17 protein-coding genes are annotated in these 18,487 nt (G+C 39.3%); 3 read left to right on the forward strand and 14 right to left on the reverse strand.

The features are described 5' to 3' along the window. The first annotated feature begins 197 nt into the window (after nucleotides 1–197). The gene (locus tag ACFSKL_RS22195) at nucleotides 198–407 is read left to right on the forward strand and encodes a dihydrofolate reductase family protein (protein ID WP_376889463.1); all 210 of its coding nucleotides are present in this window, start codon (nucleotides 198–200) and stop codon (nucleotides 405–407) included. 350 nt (nucleotides 408–757) lie between these two features. On the opposite strand, the gene ACFSKL_RS22200 is transcribed toward ACFSKL_RS22195, so the two are convergent. Then, entirely contained in the window at nucleotides 758–1,111 is a 354-nt protein-coding gene (locus tag ACFSKL_RS22200; protein WP_376889465.1) for a zincin-like metallopeptidase domain-containing protein, read from the reverse strand. 246 nt (nucleotides 1,112–1,357) lie between these two features. Here ACFSKL_RS22200 and ACFSKL_RS22205 point away from each other — a divergent pair, with 246 nt between their 5' ends. Then, nucleotides 1,358–1,486, forward strand: a complete 129-nt coding sequence (locus tag ACFSKL_RS22205) for a JAB domain-containing protein (protein WP_376889504.1) — start codon at nucleotides 1,358–1,360, stop codon at nucleotides 1,484–1,486. Nucleotides 1,487–1,504: 18 nt separating this feature from the next. On the opposite strand, the gene ACFSKL_RS22210 is transcribed toward ACFSKL_RS22205, so the two are convergent. The 13 genes from ACFSKL_RS22210 to ACFSKL_RS22270 all read right to left on the reverse strand — a co-directional run bounded on the left by ACFSKL_RS22210 (nucleotide 1,505) and on the right by ACFSKL_RS22270 (nucleotide 17,632). Further along, entirely contained in the window at nucleotides 1,505–1,855 is a 351-nt protein-coding gene (locus tag ACFSKL_RS22210) for a hypothetical protein (RefSeq protein ID WP_376889467.1), read from the reverse strand. A gap of 173 nt (nucleotides 1,856–2,028) precedes the next feature. Continuing rightward, nucleotides 2,029–2,724: an aquaporin Z gene (gene aqpZ / locus ACFSKL_RS22215; protein WP_376889469.1), complete on the reverse strand. Its 696-nt coding sequence runs from the start codon at nucleotides 2,722–2,724 to the stop codon at nucleotides 2,029–2,031. A 1,015-nt stretch (nucleotides 2,725–3,739) separates the two neighbouring features. After that, nucleotides 3,740–5,176 (reverse strand): tetratricopeptide repeat protein, encoded by a 1,437-nt coding sequence (locus ACFSKL_RS22220; protein WP_376889470.1) that lies wholly within the window; start codon nucleotides 5,174–5,176, stop codon nucleotides 3,740–3,742. 464 nt (nucleotides 5,177–5,640) lie between these two features. Then, complete coding sequence (locus tag ACFSKL_RS22225; RefSeq protein WP_376889472.1) at nucleotides 5,641–6,435, reverse strand: hypothetical protein; 795 nt, start codon at nucleotides 6,433–6,435, stop codon at nucleotides 5,641–5,643. 3 nt (nucleotides 6,436–6,438) lie between these two features. After that, a complete protein-coding gene (locus ACFSKL_RS22230) occupies nucleotides 6,439–7,230 on the reverse strand; it encodes a hypothetical protein (protein WP_376889474.1) in 792 nt (263 codons plus the stop codon). Between the two features lie 7 nt (nucleotides 7,231–7,237). After that, the gene (locus ACFSKL_RS22235; RefSeq protein WP_376889476.1) at nucleotides 7,238–7,975 is read right to left on the reverse strand and encodes a hypothetical protein; all 738 of its coding nucleotides are present in this window, start codon (nucleotides 7,973–7,975) and stop codon (nucleotides 7,238–7,240) included. A gap of 22 nt (nucleotides 7,976–7,997) precedes the next feature. After that, the gene (locus tag ACFSKL_RS22240; RefSeq protein WP_376889479.1) at nucleotides 7,998–9,362 is read right to left on the reverse strand and encodes a hypothetical protein; all 1,365 of its coding nucleotides are present in this window, start codon (nucleotides 9,360–9,362) and stop codon (nucleotides 7,998–8,000) included. Between the two features lie 106 nt (nucleotides 9,363–9,468). After that, nucleotides 9,469–10,104: a hypothetical protein gene (locus ACFSKL_RS22245; protein ID WP_376889481.1), complete on the reverse strand. Its 636-nt coding sequence runs from the start codon at nucleotides 10,102–10,104 to the stop codon at nucleotides 9,469–9,471. A gap of 69 nt (nucleotides 10,105–10,173) precedes the next feature. Then, nucleotides 10,174–11,292 carry a hypothetical protein gene (locus tag ACFSKL_RS22250; protein ID WP_376889483.1) on the reverse strand — a complete coding sequence of 373 codons (1,119 nt, stop codon included), beginning with the start codon at nucleotides 11,290–11,292 and terminating at the stop codon, nucleotides 10,174–10,176. Nucleotides 11,293–11,498: 206 nt separating this feature from the next. After that, nucleotides 11,499–11,741 (reverse strand): GlsB/YeaQ/YmgE family stress response membrane protein, encoded by a 243-nt coding sequence (locus ACFSKL_RS22255; protein ID WP_376889485.1) that lies wholly within the window; start codon nucleotides 11,739–11,741, stop codon nucleotides 11,499–11,501. 51 nt (nucleotides 11,742–11,792) lie between these two features. Beyond that, complete coding sequence (locus ACFSKL_RS22260) at nucleotides 11,793–14,177, reverse strand: hypothetical protein (protein ID WP_376889487.1); 2,385 nt, start codon at nucleotides 14,175–14,177, stop codon at nucleotides 11,793–11,795. A 35-nt stretch (nucleotides 14,178–14,212) separates the two neighbouring features. Further along, the gene (locus ACFSKL_RS22265; RefSeq protein WP_376889489.1) at nucleotides 14,213–14,452 is read right to left on the reverse strand and encodes a hypothetical protein; all 240 of its coding nucleotides are present in this window, start codon (nucleotides 14,450–14,452) and stop codon (nucleotides 14,213–14,215) included. A gap of 306 nt (nucleotides 14,453–14,758) precedes the next feature. Beyond that, the gene (locus ACFSKL_RS22270; RefSeq protein WP_376889491.1) at nucleotides 14,759–17,632 is read right to left on the reverse strand and encodes a hypothetical protein; all 2,874 of its coding nucleotides are present in this window, start codon (nucleotides 17,630–17,632) and stop codon (nucleotides 14,759–14,761) included. Between ACFSKL_RS22270 and ACFSKL_RS22275 the strand changes: the two genes are divergently transcribed. Continuing rightward, a partial coding sequence (locus ACFSKL_RS22275; RefSeq protein ID WP_376889493.1) for a hypothetical protein occupies nucleotides 17,600–18,487 on the forward strand: 888 nt, incomplete at its 3' end. The genes ACFSKL_RS22270 and ACFSKL_RS22275 overlap by 33 nt on opposite strands.

An 18,487-nucleotide genomic window follows, 5' to 3' on the forward strand; every position in this document is an offset into this window, starting at 1 on the left:
AGTGAATTTTTAATTCAGGATAGCAATCCCAGATTGAGCTTTCAACTTGTTCTGATTGAATTTTGTCTTTGATATCTGTAATGAAAACTTCTACCATGTTTCTACAATTTTATTCTCCTGATTGGTGTGCCAAAGGTAAGCATATTAAATTAATGCAACAAAGTTGCGAATAGGATTTTAAATAGCACCTATATCCTTTGGGATCAAGAGGTACAAATACCATTCAACAATTTCTCAACGCTGGACTTGTCGATGAATTTTTTATTCACATTGCCCTTGTATTTTTTGGAAGCGGTATACGTCTGTTTGAGGGAATTGAAAAAGACAAATATGACATTGAAATGGTAGGAATAATTCCATCTGAATTGACTACTAAAAAGACCCTGTTATGGTTTAACTCCAATTAACATGTTGAATAGTTTCTCACAAAACACCTTCTGTTTAACTTGAATACCTATTTATTTAGGTAATTCTACTAACAAAAACAAACACGAAAGTTGTTCCACTCCCCAGAAAAATCAATTCTTAAATTGAACACGATTTATAATGCATCATTGAGTATTTCAGATCGAGACTTCAAGTTATTTTTTTCACTTCTTTGAATCGCTCATCTTCAAATTAAAACCAACAAAAGTATATTCATAACAACTAATTTCCACACAACCAAAAAAAGGGGGACAATCCCCTTTTATTCCTTAAAAAGGACAGTTTGTCAAAATATACTCCACAGCCTTCTGAACCTTGGACGTTGCTTCAATTAATAGTTTTTTACCGACTTCAACCTGTCCAACCAGATCTTGATATAGGCAGCTGAATTGTCCAACAGTCTATCATCCATAATCCCAGCATAATTGCAGAGGAAGCTGGCACCCATTTCAGCTGTCAGTTCCTCCCTAGAATAAGCATCAGAACCAAATTCATTGTACTCTATGATCTCTTTCCTATTGAGCCTGTCTTGGTGCCCTGTACAATGTACAAGTTCATGAAACAATACAGAACAATAAAACCCGGCAGATTCAAAGCTTTTCATCTTTGGCATGTTGATGTAATCTGACACAGGTGCATAGAAGGCTTCCGGGATATTATGTACAATCCTTGGAGGGTTGATCATTTCCCCTAAGATCTGCTCACATCTTTCAATCGGTTCAATCTTTCCAAAATCCCAGTTTCGGGAATCTAAAAATCAACCCCTTCAACATATTCTATATTGAATACGGTGTAATATTTTTAGAAACCGATCATTTTTATTTTTATTTAAGGGATGTAGCCTATTGGCTAATCTATGCAAGAGATATTTTGCATAGAAACTTCAAAAAACCTTCTCGTCCCTAAAGTAGCTTAAATTAATGCAAGTGGAATTATTGTCGCCCATAACCATCCTTCTGGCTCTCCAAAGCCCAACCATATGGATCAGAAGTTGACCGATGAGCTAAGAATAGCTTGGGTAATCCTAATAGTCTTGGGTAATGTCATAATTTTAACTTGACCATAATCCATCGTCAAATCAAAGCACTAAAAACCCCAGCAACCGATTGTTCTCATAGAATGTACTTTTACTTTTTGACATTTTTGACTTACTATAGATTCTCATTATTGTTGATTTTGAATGTTTTCTAGAAATCATATCTATCACACCTTCATAATTGATTACATTTCCTACAAATACTATGTCTGGGGATATAGGTAAATCTTCAAATTTTAATTCCAAATTTTCAAAAACAGTGCTTACCCCTAAACATTTGTATTTGCTATTTGAAAGTGCTTCTTTTATTTTATTTACCAATCCTTTATCCTTTTCTACGATATAATAACTCATGTCTGGTTGAATTACGATACATTCATTTTTTTTACTCATTTTACAATTCTAATATTTCCCCTAAACCTTTAAAAATCAAAACAATATAAGGACATCTTCAATTTCGAAAACAATTATCCCCCAATATTAACTAATCATGATATTTTGCATTATTTACCTATGATTATCCAATTACAAAACCCCAGTTACACTAACAACGGATGAGCGGGCAATCATTGAGTAACTTTTTTTTCAAACAAAAACTTGTAAGTCATTCCTGCTAAAATAGCTCCAATAATTGGCGCAACTATAAACAACCAAACCTGACTCAATGCGGCTGTCTCAGCAAAGATTGCCTGACTAATGCTTCTTGCCGGATTTACGGAAGTGTTTGAAATTGGAATACTTACTAAGTGAATTAAAGTCAATGTCAAGCCGATAGCAAGACCAGCAAATCCATGAGGTGCACGCTTATCTGTCGCTCCAATAATTACCAACAAAAAGAAAAAAGTAAGAAGTGCTTCGGCCACAAAGACTGATGCAAGATTATATCCTCCAGGTGAAAGATCACCATAACCATTTGATGCAAATCCACCTACTACAAAAGAGTCCTTCCCCATCAATATAAAATACAATAATGATGCGCTAACAACTGCTCCCAAAATTTGGGATAATATATAAGGAAGCACTTCATTTTTAGAGTGTCTTCCAGAAATACTCAATCCGATTGTTACAGCAGGGTTTAGATGAGTTCCAGATATGTGGCCAATACCATATGCCATAGCAACCACAGTAAGTCCAAAAGCAATTGAAACACCTACAAATCCAATTCCAAGTTCTGGAAAAGCAGCTGCAAACAATGCGCTTCCGCATCCTCCAAAAACCAACCAAAAGGTGCCTAAAAATTCAGCAAGCATTTTATTTTTCATATAATTCGGGTTTATTTTAAATACAAATACATTTTCAAATTTTATCCACTTCCTTGACCAATTGAATCAAATAAAGGGATAAATCGACACTTGATGAAATTCCTAGTTTTTTTCTAATTCTATACTTTCTGGATTCCACAGACCTTATGCTACATTTTGTCAAAACGGCTATTTCTTTTGTATAGAAATCCAATCTAAGCAATGCACAAACAACAATGTCCATAGAGTTCAATCCTGGAATCCTCCTATTAATTTCTTTGATAAAATTGGGATACCTCTTAGTAAATTCCGAAACAAATAAGCCTCTGTTGGTTTCCAGCAAAAAACGCTTTACCCATTCCTTATTTTCAAAAAATTCATTCATTAAAATCAGATTGAACTTGGAGTTTATGACTCCCTTGTAAGTATCATTTGATACAAAACCATGATTCAACATAAGCAGTAAAATTTAATTTAATCCCCTAACTTCAATATACTTGTTTTCAGCATTGGGATAAATCTATCGACAAAGAAATCCCAAAACTATGCAAGCAATCCGTAGCCTCAAATACTATTCTTGCGCATCAGGGAAAGTAAAAACCATCAAGGTGAAATCCCCAAGAATGCAGTATTTGACACTCAAGATTTATACAAAAGAGTGGATAGTGTTCAATTTGTCAAAAAAAACACACCCTACATAGATACTACAGGACACCTATTAATTTAATAATACCCTTCTACAGTAAATCAGAGCGGTTTTATCAACAAAAAAATATTGTGCAAATTCAAATATTTTACAACAGTGGTCAAGTAAGATGATTATCGATGGATTTATTCTTTGAACAAATAAACATAAACATCTATACATTTTTCAGGTTTTTTGGTGTCATGAGCCCAAATCCAATATAACTCCTATACAGTCATCACATCATAAATTAAAGGTTTGATCAATGAGTAATGTTCAAGTGTCCAGTACCTCAAACTCAAGCCACCATTCAGCATGCTTAGGATAGACGATCAAATATAAATTCTCAAATCAGATTTTCGCCAACCAATCATATAAATCTACAGAAGAGTCAATATTTAGCTTTTTCCGAAGTCTATACTTTTTCACCTGCACAGTCTTGCATTGGACAAATGTGAATTTTGCAATGTCCTTGGTTGAAAAATTGAGATAAAGCATGGCACAAAACTTTAAATCTTCTGGAGTCAAGCTTGGGTCCAGTTCCATCATCTTAGCCCACCATTCACTATAGACGTCTTTGAATCTAGCTACAAAGGCTGGATCATTATTCTTTGCCAAGTTGATTATTTCATCACGTACTGAGTCTACTTTACGAAGAAGTTCTGATCTCTCTATTGTCATCAGTTTCACATCCTCTTCTGCGATCTTATTTTTTTTCCTCTCTTTTTCAATTAAAAAATAGAATAACAAACCAACACATAATACAAAAAAAACTACTCCGATTAAAATATAACTATTCTTTTTGTTAAGGTACTCTATTTTATTCGTATTCAATCTTATCAAGGTACTCATAGTAAGATCTATTCCCTTAGCTTTTGTTTTAGCAAATTCATCTTTTATATTTGATACTTTTATTAGATACCTATATTCCTCAGGTTCATTTCCCATCGCCTTGTAATATTCAGCCTTGGAAGTATACGCAGCGATTAGGCACGGATACCTCTTGATATTTTCCGCTATTTGGGTTGACTTCTCGATCAAAGGTTTAGCTTCTTCCAATTTCTCATTTTTCAAATAATAAAGTGCTGCTTGATTCAATAACCAAAATTTATGATTCATAGTATGCCCGTCTTCATCAATCATTTTTAAAACCTTCTTCAAGTAGTACTCTGTAGAATCCTGGGAAAAATTACTCTCCATATAATATTTCAACATGAGACTATTCTGAATCGGATTATCCTGAAAAGACAAAGATTTTTCAGAAATCGCTATAGCTGAATCCAAATTACCTTTTTGCGCAAAAAAAGAGCTTCTACTACCGTACAAATAGGCAAGTCTAGCATTCCTGAATTTCAAATCATTATCAGAATGCGCGAACTTCAAAGCTTTTCCGTTATATGTTTTTGCAAGTTCGAAAAGTCCCAACTGAAAGTAATATTGGGCATATTCTTGATACAATCGGCTTTTTAGCCATGAATCATCTATTTTATCCAAAGTCACCTCTGCATCTTGCAAGTAGTACAAACATTCATCAAGCCTCCCTACAATCCACAAAAAGTTCGCTAATTCTATTTTTGCAAATAGTTGACGTTTAAGGTCTTTTTTGGAACTTGACTCCTCTATCATATCAAGAAGCAAGTTGATACCTTCTTCATATTTACCTGCAATCCTAAAATCCCTCACTGTCTGATGCGAACTATACTGATAATCAGATATAGAAAATACCGGACTTACCTGTGAAATCATAATAAAACTAAAAAACAAACTGTATTTTATTTTCCCTAACATATAAATTCTCAATTGAAAGCTATAATAAACCGTACTCGGCTAAAAGTACAGGGACATGGTTCAATTGAATCCGACTAAAACACTTAAATTACAGTGAAATCCAATTCCCCCTGTCCATGTACTGACTCTTTATAATAACAATCTACCGATATTTATTCCTACTATTCTTTTTCATTATATTCAGTAATTCCCCTCTAGAGACGAATAAAAAAACTTCTGAAGTACTCTTACATTATCTATACATGCAGGCGTAAGTGTTCTTAGGTGAACAGTACCAGAAACAGGAAATAAAAATTGACAATCCTGAATTATTTATAATCAATCAATAATAAGGTAGTGAAAATCCAAATTTGAAACAAATGTTTTGCAATTGTATTTTTTCAATAAATAGGAAATTTTAGTTAAAAGCACTAAGACCTCATTATTATCTTGGTTAACAATTGAAAAAAAAATCTGCTTAGGTATTAATTTTCTCCCAGATATTTTAGCGTGAGGTTTGACAATGCATCTGGATCTGGCCTGATCGTTATTGGAGAATCTGAATCTCTATAATATCTATTTACTTTAAAAAGCAACCTATCATTATCATTCAATTCTAAAACACCAGACATAAACATTACTACGGTATGATTCCCTGTTGGGAAGCTATTGGCTGCTTCGATATTCAGGTTACCATTGATAGCAGAGGCATCGGTTCCATTCACATAGAGTTTTGCTTCTAGGGCGTCTCTCTTATTGGCATTTACAACTTCAGAAACATTTCTTACATTCACCACGCCATACACATGGTACTTACCTCCCCTTTTGATGACCAACTCTCCATCTGGATTAATTTCATAATTGTCACCATCATTTGTTTTTAGGCCATCAAACTCTATGGTTCTGAGATTGGTTGCAGCGTTTGCCGTCATATCCCCTTCTCTAAAAACATTCTTACAAAAAGCATGGGCAATAGTGAGATCTGCTGTAATCTGTGTAATGGAGATAAAAGGCATCCAAGTAACCCCATCCCACCAATAGAATCCTCTATCATTTGCCATTGATTCATAAAAAACCAACAAGCCCACCTCTTTGGGATCTGTTACATTTAAGTTTGTAACTCTAGGCACGATAATTCCTTCATCAAAATTTGGGTTTGTAGGATCTATGGTTTTAATGTCCATCGTTGTTTTGGGATCTAACTCCTTGATACCAACAGTACCTTGTGCCAGCATTTGCAAGGAAATCAAGAATAAAAATAGGGATAGGTAATTTTTCATGATTTAATCTAAATAAGATACGATTAATGTAAAAGGTGAGTTGACCGTTAAAGTCCCCAATTGTGTTGCCGAAACCCGGCGTGTTCTTAATGATATTTTATCGCCTGCTTGTAGGGTTACACTACTCGATATGGCAAAAGTTACAGAACGGGAATTGTTTAAAACTGCAGGAAAAACGGTATTGGAGACTAAGTTTGCATTTATGGTTCCATTCAGAAACACAGCAGTGGTAATCCCTTCCGCAATATTTTCCCCTGTATTTGGTTTATTTACCCCTCCAGTAAATGAGATGTAATACTCCCCCGTTTGACCTATATTTAAATCACCATTGGCATCTATAAAATAAGAGGCTTTAGGAGACTCTACGACTTCAAAAGGCACCTTAACATAATTGGTGTTTCCAGACACGATATTGGTTTCAAAAGCAGTACCATAAGCCGAGGACTTGTTTAAATCAAGCTCTGTAATTTTTTCGGTAACGATATACTCCCAAGTGGTGTTTGGATTGTCCCAATAATAAAAACCTTCAAAACCACTTCCTGTTGCTTCAGATCGGAACACCAACATGCCATATTGTGCCGCACCAGGGTTAACCAAAGAGAACTGGGTAACAGAGGGAATTAAAATCCCCGCACCAGTTTCTGGATTTACATTATCTAAAGGCTCCACATGAAGTAAAGCTTTCGGTTCTTGGACATTGATACCCGTTACACCCACTTGTGCATAAGAAATACTTGTAAACAACAAAGCCACAAGCGTTAAAAAATGACGGTAAGTTGAAGAAATACGTTTCATAAGTCTATTATCTTAAAAAGGTTAGGGTTAAACCATTTATGCCATAACCAATAAAGGCTTGTGGATCTTCATTACTTCTATTCACATCCACTCGTAACACATCTCCTTGATTCAAATCAACAATAGTACTCATTGCAGCACTAGTCGAACTTGGTGCTTCGTTTGATGTTGATGCGGTTACGCTACCTGTTATTGAAGGCAACTGATTTCCATTTACATATAAAACATAGGTGAAGTTTGCCTGACTTCCAAGTACAGTACTAGTTCTTTTGGCACTTGTTGTAAATGTTACCAGATACTTTCCTGTTTTACCCACAGTTACATTATTTGCTGCAACAGCAAAGCCAGTAGGGTCGTACGCATCAATCCTTGAAAAATTGACTACTCTATTGTTTCCTGTACCTGTATAGCCACTCCCGCTTGCCACATACGTTGCTACATCAATTGTTCTTTCATAGTTATTAATGAGCCATACCCAGGTAGTACCATCCCAGAAGTAAAAGCCTTCTTGATCTGTTGGGTGGTTTAGCAGGTATATTAACTGTCCTTTTTCAATCCCATTGCCGGGATAATCTGCCATTCTAGGAATTAACACCCCATCTGACCCAGAGGGATTGGCTTTGTTTATTGCTTCTACGTGCAAACTTGCATCAGGGCTGCTTGTTACAACTCCTGTTTGCGAATACACTACTAAAGAAAAAAATAATAGTGTTGCGGTCAATCCATTTTTAATAATGTAGTACATTTTTAATCAAAGTTAGACGTTTTTAAATTTTCTGCACCGTCACATTGGTTACATTTCCAGAGCCCGTACCACCTGTTTCGGTTGCTAAAATGGTATAAGTGCCATTAGCAGCCGTTACAAAACGAACTTGATAACCTGCATTTGGAACCACAATCATTGTTGTATAATTCATAAGCTGTCCAACACTTGCACCCGTAGCAACAGCATTATAGCTACTTCCTCTACCCAAATAGGGCGCATCTGGAACAGGCCTCACACCCATAACCATTTGAGTTCCTTGAGCTGTATTTGCAAATGAAGCCTGCATAGTTACTAAATAGTTCCCAGGTTCATTAAAAGTTAATGTACCCGTTCCTGTATTATATGTAAAAATTGGCGAGGTTGCTAAAGGTGCTGCATACAGCAAAGTGAAAGTAGTTCCACCACCACCAACATGATTCTGATTGGCTGCTAAGCGCGCATGAAACAAGGTATAATTCCCTTGATCCAAAGTTTTTAACACCCCATTGGCATCTGCTACTACTTGTCTATCTTGCCCACCAACTCCCACATTTGTGTTTATATCCCTTATTCTTATATTTCCAGTTCCAACATCTAGTCTTTCAGAGGCAGGGTTGGTATTGGCATTTAAGCCAATACCTATGTTTCCTGAGTGATAGACCTGCATGATCTCTCGCGAACTCGCTGAGGCATCATCTGTGACCGCTTGAAAATTCAAGAAAGTATTACCTACATTATTTGTAGTATAATTTAATTTCATCAGTTTTTGACCTACGGTTGCATTTGCCCCTTCAAAATAAAATCCAGGTCCCACTAAACCTCCACTGTTTACATTTGAAGTAATTGCCAAACCATCAACAAAACTAGTATTTATACCTGTCGTGTTACCATTGGCATTGATATGAAATAAACTTTTTGGGTCGTTAGTACCTAAACCTATTCTTCCTGTACCTGAAAAAATTGTATTAAAGCCATCTGTAATAATCTCAGTATTTTTTAACAAAGTGCCTCCTAGCTCAATATTATCACCAGTTTTTGTAAGACCGTTATCTGCCGTTATTGGGTTCTCAACACTTACTTTTATCCAAATTGCTCCGTCAAAATAATAATAACCAGCCTCGACAACATTAATGGTTTGTCCTGCTGGCGTTGTTGCAGCAGTGTTCACATACACCATAGCTCCCGTTTGTTCTGCAGTATAGGTTTTAGCACCAAGTTGATCCCCTGTAATGCGTGGTGGTATGATTCCGTCAAAAATTGTGGCATCTGTAGGTTCGCCAACAACATCTAGTGTAGCCTTGGGCTCAACGGTGTTGATTCCTGAGGTTTGGGCAAGCAGCTCAGCCGTAATCATCAATAGCGATATGAATAGTATGCCTTTTTTCATGATTTTACTTATTTTAAATTTCGACCTTACTCTTGTATGCATTACTTCATTGTCTCCATTTTATCCCTTAAAACTGTGCTGTTGGGAGAAAGATTAACAATTAAGTTTAAATTCTTTGTATATGGCAGAGTCCTTTACCATATCGAAGGTTATTCCTAAACAACTGGTATGTAAAATTTGCCTGTCTAGCTCCCGTAGCACTTCCTGTCCTTTTAACACTTGTTGTGAATGTTACCAAATATCTTCCTGTTTTACCTATAGTTACATTGTTAGCTGCAACAGAAAAACCAGTGGGGTCAAAAGCATCAATTCTAGAAAAATTAACAACCCTACTGTTTCCTGTGCCTGTATAACCACTTCCGCTGGCTATAAAAATAGCTGTATCTATGGTCCTGTCATAATTATTGATGAGCCATACCCAAGTAGTGCCGTCCCAAAAATAAAAACCTTCCTCTACTGTGGGGTGGTCTTTTAAAAATATAAAATGTCCCTTTTCTACCCCATTGCCAGGAAAATCTGCCAATCGCGGGATTAAGACACCGTCTGCTCCAGATGGGTCGGTTTTGCTTGTTGCATCTATATGTAGGCTTGCATCAGGGTCTGTTGTTACAACCCCTGTTTGTGCCCATATTTCGTTGTGAAAACACCCTATCACTACTATAAATACGAATATAACCCTCATTTTAGTTTTATCCATTTGTTTTTGTGTCAAGTATTTTAATTGCTCTTTCTTGTATGTCATTTCCTATTATTTTTATGCATTTCCTATATTACAAAAACACCTTAAATTAAACAAAAGCCTAATCAATCACTACATTTTTGTAATGATCATTTGTTGGGAATAGTTGGCTCCATTGCCTTGAGCCAATACCTTTCTGGGGTTTCCAGTTGTTGGCCAAACCACAACATATCTAAAAGTAATTCTATCATTTGCCTGAAGCTCTAAGATAATGGGGATGGTAGAAGGTACATTCGCATTAATCTGATCTGAATAAAGAATTCTGTCTTGTGTTACCTCAACATTATTTACCAATACCACTAAATTCATAGAAGCTCTGGTAGCTGTGCCAGAATTTGTGCCATCCATTCTTCCTGTTACGGTATAATCAATGCGGTAAAATCCAGCTTGTGGTATTTCTAAATAGTTGGCGTTGTGAATGACCCCGAGGGTATTTATCACACTAGTATTTGTATCATGAATGTTTGCCAGTACTTCAGTTGAACCAATATTATTTTGACTTGCAGTTTGTCTGCGGACAAATGTTGGGGCTGCACCAGGTGTAAAAGTGCCAATTTGCCCAGTGATTTCATTGATGCCCAACGCATTGTACGGAGGTGTTATCAGAGTAGTAGCAACTGTTGGGAACCCTACTGTGCCCATGGCCTCTAGATTAAAATCTGGAGTATCTGTGCCAATGCCTACCCTGTCATTAGTTCCATCTACAGAAAAGGTAGTTCCATCTACATTAAACATGTTTACACCTACGCCCGTTATTGATAAGTTATTGGTTTCCGTAAGCGCTGATATTTCAGTTGGTTTGATTAAATCCCCTCCCAACTCTACTATGTCACCTTCTAAGGTCAATGCATTCTGAGCCTCTAGTCTGTTTCCGTAAGCAATCCAGACTACTCCATCAAAATAATAGTAGCCTGGTGCAGTTACATTGACGGTCTTTGGCGTTGTGGGAGCTGCTGCTGCCGTGACATACACGATTGTTCCGGTATGGATCGCGGTATATAAGACATCTTTGGCTTTGAGTTCATTTCCGGTCAGCCTTGGGGCAATGACACCATCTATTATAGTTGCATCAGTGGGGATACCCACTACATCCAAAGTGGCTTTTGGGTCCACGGTGTTGATTCCTGAGGTTTGGGCAAGCAGCTCAGCCGTAATCATCAATAGCGATATGAATAGTATGCCTTTTTTCATGATTTTAAATCAATTAGATATGAAGAATTCTACAAGAAATACATTAATTAGCTGTGACCTGCTGAATATGCAAAAATGTGTTACAGAATAAACTTCCGATGATTACTATGGTTAGTATGCTCAAGCTAATTCTCATTTTTCAAATATTCTTTTTATTTTTCCAATTATGCAGTAGTTTAGAACTTGATGGTTTGCTTTATCGCGTGTTATTTTCTCTTGACCAGCGACACTACCCACAATAAAACTACGGCTCCTAGCGCTGCTATAACCAATTGACCAATAATTCCACCTATGCTTACGCCAAGCAGCCCTGCGAGCCAGCCTCCCAAGAAGCCACCCAAGATTCCCACTATGATGTTTCCAAGCAGTCCAAAACCGCTTCCTTTAAAGAGCGTGCCTGCCAACCAGCCAGCAACTGCCCCTATTACCAAAAACCAAACAAATTCCATAATTTTAAATATTTAAGGTTAGTACTATTTATTTATCATATTATATACATACTATCTATACAGCAAGTCTTCCAACTTTTTCAATCTTGCTTCAAATTCCTGGATTTTTTTGTCTTTGATCTCTAAGAGTTTTTGTTGCTCAATGATATGCAGGTACAACTCTTCTACTTTTTCCAATAACTGAACTGACAATTCTGTGGTGTTGATCACATAGTCACCTGCAGCATTTTTAGCTAAAGCATCCACCTTGGTAATTCCGGGTAAGTGGCGATTTTCGTTGATGAAATTTTCAATATCACTTAATGATCTGAAACTATAGTTTTTATTCAATTCTGAAATCCCTTCAAAATAATCCTCAAATACATAGTCGGCATAGATGGATGAAGTGGTTAGCATCGCTCCATTGATGGCCAATACTACATTAGGATTTGCAGTACCCAACATATCATCTGTACCTATCCCTACTTTACCCATTTGGTAAATGTCTTGGGTATTTGCCGTTGCCGGATTGCCAATATTGGCCTGGTCAAACCAGGGTTCTGCCACCACACTTGCAGCAGATGCAGAAAGCATATTCCCAAAGACATCTGTATACAGCAAGTTCTCTACAGCAGCTACGAACTGGCTATCATCACGGGTATTGGGGTATTGGACAAAATTGATATTGCCATCCTTGGTAATATACATCTGACTGGCATCAGAAGTCCGGAATTCCAGCTCAGTATCGCCATTTGTACCATCCCCCTTATAGTTGGCCCTGAAACCGGTTTGATGCCATGAACCAAATGCCCCGTTAAAATACGGTGTGAAAGACAAAGCACCGATATTGTCTCCATCAACAAGGTTCCCTGGTGCATCTGTCGTTCCCGCAGCCCTTCTCAAATTTATAGAGGGGGTGTTGTTGGAGACACCACTATAGGTCCTGATCATAATATCATCCTTGTTATCATTGACATTGTTATTTTCAATCAACAAGCCCCTATCCGGTGCCTCGGTACCAATGCCCACATAGCCAAAATGGTAGATGTTTTCGTCATTAAGGGTTGCACCGGTATTCGTAGCAGCGCTAAACCAAGGTTCCAAAGCCGACACATCGGCAAACAAGGCTCCGTCCGTTCCGGCAATAATACCATTATTGGCATCTGTTGAAATCAAGGGCACATTGGCATTGGTGCCTCCTTCATTGGCATAGGTCAGCTCCCCTGCCGCGATCCCTAAAGTAGTTATGGTTTCCAAAATATTGGTAGGTGTACCTCCTGTACCATCATCGTGTGTCGCAATGACATTCCCTGTCGCAATCACTTGCGTTACGGTTGAAGTATTTCCCACATCCCCTACCGCTACGGTTTTTAAAACCCCATTGCCATCGGCTACCACTACATTATCTGTTGCCGAGTTACCAGCATACGGTGCGGTATTGATATCACGGATACGGACACCAAGCGACCCAACATCCAAACGCTCGGTTGGTTTCGCTGCAGCTTCTGTACCTATTATTCCAACACCTATATTACCATTTTTAAGTACAGTCATGGCATTTCTCCTTGTTGCTGCCGTTCCGCCGATTCCTACCTGAAATATAGCATCAGTAGCTACTATTGCAGAAGCATCACCAGTAGTAATTGCATTGGCACGACCTATCACTGCTTCAGACTGGGATGATGCAATAGAGAGGGATCCCGCTGCAAAACTATGCTGGCCACTTGCTGTACTGGTTAGGCCAGTAGCAAATGTATTGATGGCAGAGGTTGTATTCCCGGTTCCCCCAGCAATAAAAGAGTTTGCAGATAATGCTGTTGCCGAAGAATTCTGCCCAAAATTGGTGGTATTATGTCCCAAAGCATCTGATCCAGGGCCAAAAGCAAAGGAAAAATTACCCATAGCTCTGGCATTTTCTCCTCCGGCTACAGCATTTGTACCCGATGCCATATTGTTATTTCCTCCAAGGATTACTGAGTTTATTCCCGCTGCACCAGTATGTGTCCCACCAAAGCTTACCGGACCAAAAACATCCAAAGCCAAAGCCGCAACCCTTACCTGATCCTTTAAGATGGACACACTTCCCATTTGATAAATATTCTGTGTATTTTCAGTGGCTTCATCATTGCTTACTTGATCAAACCAAGGCTCAGTTTTTAAATCCTCAGCAGAGGCTAGCAAAACCCACTTTACCCCATCATTATAATACAAGCCTGGTATTACATCTCCTGCAGTGGCTGTATTATATACTTTCATTCCGGCTACATGAGCTGTCATAGGAGCTGCGTCTGTTGTTGCCGTCAATGCAACGCGCGGCATCAATAAACCCTTATTCGTACTTTCTATTTCAAGAACGGCATCTGGGTTTACAATGGTGGGGTTATCCCCCACCTTTACCTGGGCTGATATCCTAAAGGATAAAAGCGCAAAAAGAAGAAATAAGCCAATTTTTTTCATAAACAAAACCATTTAAACAATTCATTTTTAAAATATTAAAACACAGGATGGGCAATGACGGTAAACCGATCTGAAGAATTTCCAAAAGAAACGTTAAAGTCGGCCAAACCGGCAGCACCTTCATGCAAAACCCCTCCAAACAAACCAATGGTATATGTAGGTATCCCAACCACATCCAGCGTTGCCTTGGGCTCAGTGGTGTTGATGCCTGTAGTTTGGGCAAAAAACTCCTCCGTAACCATCAATAATGCTATGACTATTATGATTTTTGGCATTCTCTTATTTGTTATAAACCTCAATTTTCATTCCTGTAAGCATCACTCCATTACCTCCGTTTTATCCATAAGGCGGGACTATTGGAAGAAAGATCAACAATATGCAAATGATTAGTTTCAATGAATGTTTCATTTGAATATTTAAGTTTAAATTCTTTGTCCATGGCAGAAGCTTCTTACTTTGTCGAAGATTACTCCTATAACTCTTTTATATTTCTCCCAGACTCCATATTGATTGAGTTCTATCTATTTCTCTCTTGAAAAACATTAGTAAAGGCTACCTGCTTTGAAGCAGGTAGCTTTTTTTTAAGGTACTTCAACATATTCCACGATGATGTCGTAAGTTCCTGCCGGGTGCAGGGTTGTCATTGACCCTGCAGTTCCCAGTACCACTTGGTTCAAAATAGCATCATATTCAATAATATTAGTACTGATAGAATTTGTTGCTTGGTTAATAAAACGTACACTTAGAATTTTAGATCCACCGGGCATAATCCCTGCAAGCGGAACGATATTGGTGTTTGTTGCCAAAGTAACAGTGCCTACAACTTCATAAACAGGATCTCCATTAGTCCACGTTTTAAGGGTGTTTTGAGGTGTTGCGCTGTAGGTTTGAGCAACTTTTCTAACAGTTCCATCAGCTTCTACAACCATAATACCATCTACATCGTCGAGTGCTGCATCGGTAAGCTCCACCAAGTCTGACACTATAAGTTCAGTTCCTCCAGTTGCTATTTCCAAAGTATTTCCTGCCTGTGTGATCACTGTAGGTTCAATTAAGTCTCCACCAAGTTTTACATCTCCAGTAGTACCATCAATATTCAATCCGTTTGATGCTGTTGCAGCTAAATCAGCTACATCCAGGGTTTTAAGTACACCAGTGGCATCAGCAACAACCACACGGTCAGTATCGATATCCCCTTCGTAAGCTAGGGTATTGATATCACGGATACGCACCCCTTCCGAACCAATATCCAGCATTTCTGTTGGTTTGGCTGCAGCTTCTGTACCTACAATTCCAATACCTGTAAAGCTGTTATGCAGGATTGTCATTGCGTTTCTTAAATTTACGGATGTTGTACCCACCCCCACTTGAAAAACAGGATCTGTAGCCGCTATTAAAGAACTTGGATCTGAATTACCTGATGTTTGAATTGCATTACGACGACCAATGGCTACCTGATGTCCTGTATTTAAAACAAGCTCCCTACCTATTGCAGCATTTTGTCTACCATTTACCGTATTCAATTGTCCGAAAATATAGTTGTCAACATTACCTGTCGCAGCAGTTACAACGACATTGTCCATTCCTAAAATATACCCTCTTGCAGAGTTAGATACGTTTCGTAAACCCGCAACAAAACTCCAGTTTCCTTCATTTAATGCAGTTCCAATTTGATTCCCATTTCCAAACACAGCAGAGCCTGTTCCCCATAGGGTATTAGCTTGTCCCATTACCATAGAATAGGCTCCTGCGGCTTCGTTATTGGACAAAGTTCCGATTTCGTCTATAGTTCCTTCACCAGCTCCAAATGCAACCGAATTGGCTCCAGAAGCAATGTTCCCAGTTCCAAATGCCGCGGCATTTGCTCCAGAAGCTATATTTCCGTCACCAAAAGCTACTGAGTTAGCTCCAACTGTTCCGGCCTGATTGGTACCACCACGTACAGCACCTTCAACATCCAGACTGACATCCGCTAGGGCTTCGTCTTTCATAATAGCTACAGTACCCATTTGATAAATGTTTTGGGTATTTTCTGTTGCCTTAATTGTTGTTGTTTGCACATTCCAAGGCTCAATAGCTAAACTATCAACAGGTAACGTCCTAAGTACACCTGTAACTTTGTCTACTACAGCAATATCAACAAGATTGGGATCAGTTTCCTCTACCAAACCAGCAACTGCCAATGTATTTGTAGCATCTGTTGTAATTGTAGTAGCTTCCATTAAATCACCACCTAGTTTCACATCAGTTGAAGTTACTGAACCTGTTCCTACGTTCAAACCATTAGAAGCTGTAGCTGCTATACCTATAACAGTGTCTACACCTGCTTCATCTGTATAGGTCAAATCTTTGGTATCGTCATCATAATCTAATACAGTAATAGTTTCTAAAATGTCAACAGTAGTCCCTGTACCGTCATCGTGTGTGGCTATGGTATTACCAGCAGTAACTACTTGTGTTACTTCCGAGGTATTGGCTAACTCAGCGATGTCAATCGTGACTATAGCACCAGCCTCGTTTTGATAACTAATTGTCCCATCTCCATTATCGATAAGCGTAGTTACCGACTCAAAAATATCAAAGCTAGTCCCTGCTTCATTGATATAAAACGCTGTAACTCTTTCAGAAGGTGTTAATGGGGCATTATTACCAATAAGTGTAATAGACTCCTTAATTTCCACTACATTCCCTGCTCCATCATCGTGTGTGGCAATGACATTACCTTCAGTCTCTACTTGTGTTACTACAGAAGTGTTTGCATCAAAGGTTACTACTGTACCGTCTGCCGCGGTATGCGTGAACGTGCCGTTTCCGTTGTCTACCAACTCATCGCTGTGGTCATAAATCTCTTGCTGCACCTGGTACAGCTGCGAACCGTTAATCGCATCAGTGCTATTCTCAGAGATTTCACCAGGTGCCACATTGGTGATGATCGTGTTACCAGCATCAATACCGTCTTGAGTCACGCTCGGGCCGTTGTCTATGGCAATGCCTTCACTGCTGATAAACGTATCACCCAGCGTGATGCTTTCCAGATCCGTCAGGTTCTTGGCCATCACCAGGTTCAGCTGTTGGCTGTCGCTGTCGACGCGCAGGTTAGCCCCTGTAGCATCAGCAGCTCTTGCCAATTCACCAGAGAAAATCATGGTATCACCGAGTCTCTTGGCGATGTTTTCGCCACGATTACCTGCGAAGTAGATTGGACGATCATCGGACATGTTGATGATGACGGTGTCTCCATTTTCATCCGTGTAGGTGAAGGTGCCATTGCCATTGTCCACAATTGTAGTTAGGGTTTCCAGTATTTGCACTTCGTTACCGGTACCGTCGTTGTGTGTGGCAATGACATTCCCGGATGTAGCTACTTGGGTTACTGTTGAGGTGTTTGCATCAAAGGTAACAACCGTGCCGTCTGCCGCAGTATGCGTGAACGTGCCGTTTCCGTTGTCTACCAAAACATCGCTGTTCGTCTCGATCAGGTTGATGATCTCGTTGTAGATCGCACCCTCGTTCTGGATGTTCGTCACAACATCGCCGATTACGTCTATCGTGATTGTGTCGCCATTCGCATTCGTAAGCGTGTAGCTGCCGTCGCCGTTGTCGGCAAGCGTTGTCGTGTTTGCATCAAACGTAACAACCGTGCCGTCTGCCGCGGTATGCGTGAACGTGCCGTTTCCGTTGTCTACCAAAACATCGCTGTTCGTCTCGATCAGGTTGATGATCTCGTTGTAGATGTCGCCCTCGTTCTGGATGTTCGTCACAACATCACCGATTACGTCTATCGTGATTGTGTCGCCATTCGCATTCGTAAGCGTGTAGCTGCCGTCGCCGTTGTCGGCAAGTGTCATCGTGTTTGCATCAAAGGTAACAACCGTGCCGTCTGCCGCGGTATGCGTGAAAGTGCCGTTTCCGTTGTCTACCAAAACATCGCTGTTCGTCTCGATCAGGTTGATGATCTCGTTGTAGATCGCACCCTCGTTCTGGATGTTCGTCACAACATCGCCGATTACGTCTATCGTGATTGTGTCGCCATTCGCATTCGTAAGCGTGTAGCTGCCGTCGCCGTTGTCGGCAAGCGTTGTCGTGTTTGCATCAAACGTAACAACCGTGCCGTCTGCCGCGGTATGCGTGAACGTGCCGTTTCCGTTGTCTACCAAAACATCGCTGTTCGTCTCGATCAGGTTGATGATCTCGTTGTAGATCGCACCCTCGTTCTGGATGTTCGTCACAACATCACCGATTACGTCTATCGTGATTGTGTCGCCATTCGCATTCGTAAGCGTGTAGCTGCCGTCGCCGTTGTCGGCAAG

The sequence above is a fragment of the Belliella marina genome (assembly GCF_042682445.1).
Lineage (GTDB): Bacteria > Bacteroidota > Bacteroidia > Cytophagales > Cyclobacteriaceae > Belliella > Belliella marina.

What these genes read in the sequence shown, in the direction of transcription:
- ACFSKL_RS22200 (WP_376889465.1), bottom strand. Translation starts at nt 1,111, where the DNA reads ATGATCAACCCTCCAAGGATTGTACATAATATCCCGGAAGCCTTCTAT.
- ACFSKL_RS22210 (WP_376889467.1), bottom strand. Translation starts at nt 1,855, where the DNA reads ATGAGTAAAAAAAATGAATGTATCGTAATTCAACCAGACATGAGTTAT.
- aqpZ (WP_376889469.1), bottom strand. Translation starts at nt 2,724, where the DNA reads ATGAAAAATAAAATGCTTGCTGAATTTTTAGGCACCTTTTGGTTGGTT.
- ACFSKL_RS22220 (WP_376889470.1), bottom strand. Translation starts at nt 5,176, where the DNA reads ATGTTAGGGAAAATAAAATACAGTTTGTTTTTTAGTTTTATTATGATT.
- ACFSKL_RS22225 (WP_376889472.1), bottom strand. Translation starts at nt 6,435, where the DNA reads ATGAAAAATTACCTATCCCTATTTTTATTCTTGATTTCCTTGCAAATG.
- ACFSKL_RS22230 (WP_376889474.1), bottom strand. Translation starts at nt 7,230, where the DNA reads ATGAAACGTATTTCTTCAACTTACCGTCATTTTTTAACGCTTGTGGCT.
- ACFSKL_RS22235 (WP_376889476.1), bottom strand. Translation starts at nt 7,975, where the DNA reads ATGTACTACATTATTAAAAATGGATTGACCGCAACACTATTATTTTTT.
- ACFSKL_RS22240 (WP_376889479.1), bottom strand. Translation starts at nt 9,362, where the DNA reads ATGAAAAAAGGCATACTATTCATATCGCTATTGATGATTACGGCTGAG.
- ACFSKL_RS22245 (WP_376889481.1), bottom strand. Translation starts at nt 10,104, where the DNA reads ATGACATACAAGAAAGAGCAATTAAAATACTTGACACAAAAACAAATG.
- ACFSKL_RS22250 (WP_376889483.1), bottom strand. Translation starts at nt 11,292, where the DNA reads ATGAAAAAAGGCATACTATTCATATCGCTATTGATGATTACGGCTGAG.
- ACFSKL_RS22255 (WP_376889485.1), bottom strand. Translation starts at nt 11,741, where the DNA reads ATGGAATTTGTTTGGTTTTTGGTAATAGGGGCAGTTGCTGGCTGGTTG.
- ACFSKL_RS22260 (WP_376889487.1), bottom strand. Translation starts at nt 14,177, where the DNA reads ATGAAAAAAATTGGCTTATTTCTTCTTTTTGCGCTTTTATCCTTTAGG.
- ACFSKL_RS22265 (WP_376889489.1), bottom strand. Translation starts at nt 14,452, where the DNA reads ATGCCAAAAATCATAATAGTCATAGCATTATTGATGGTTACGGAGGAG.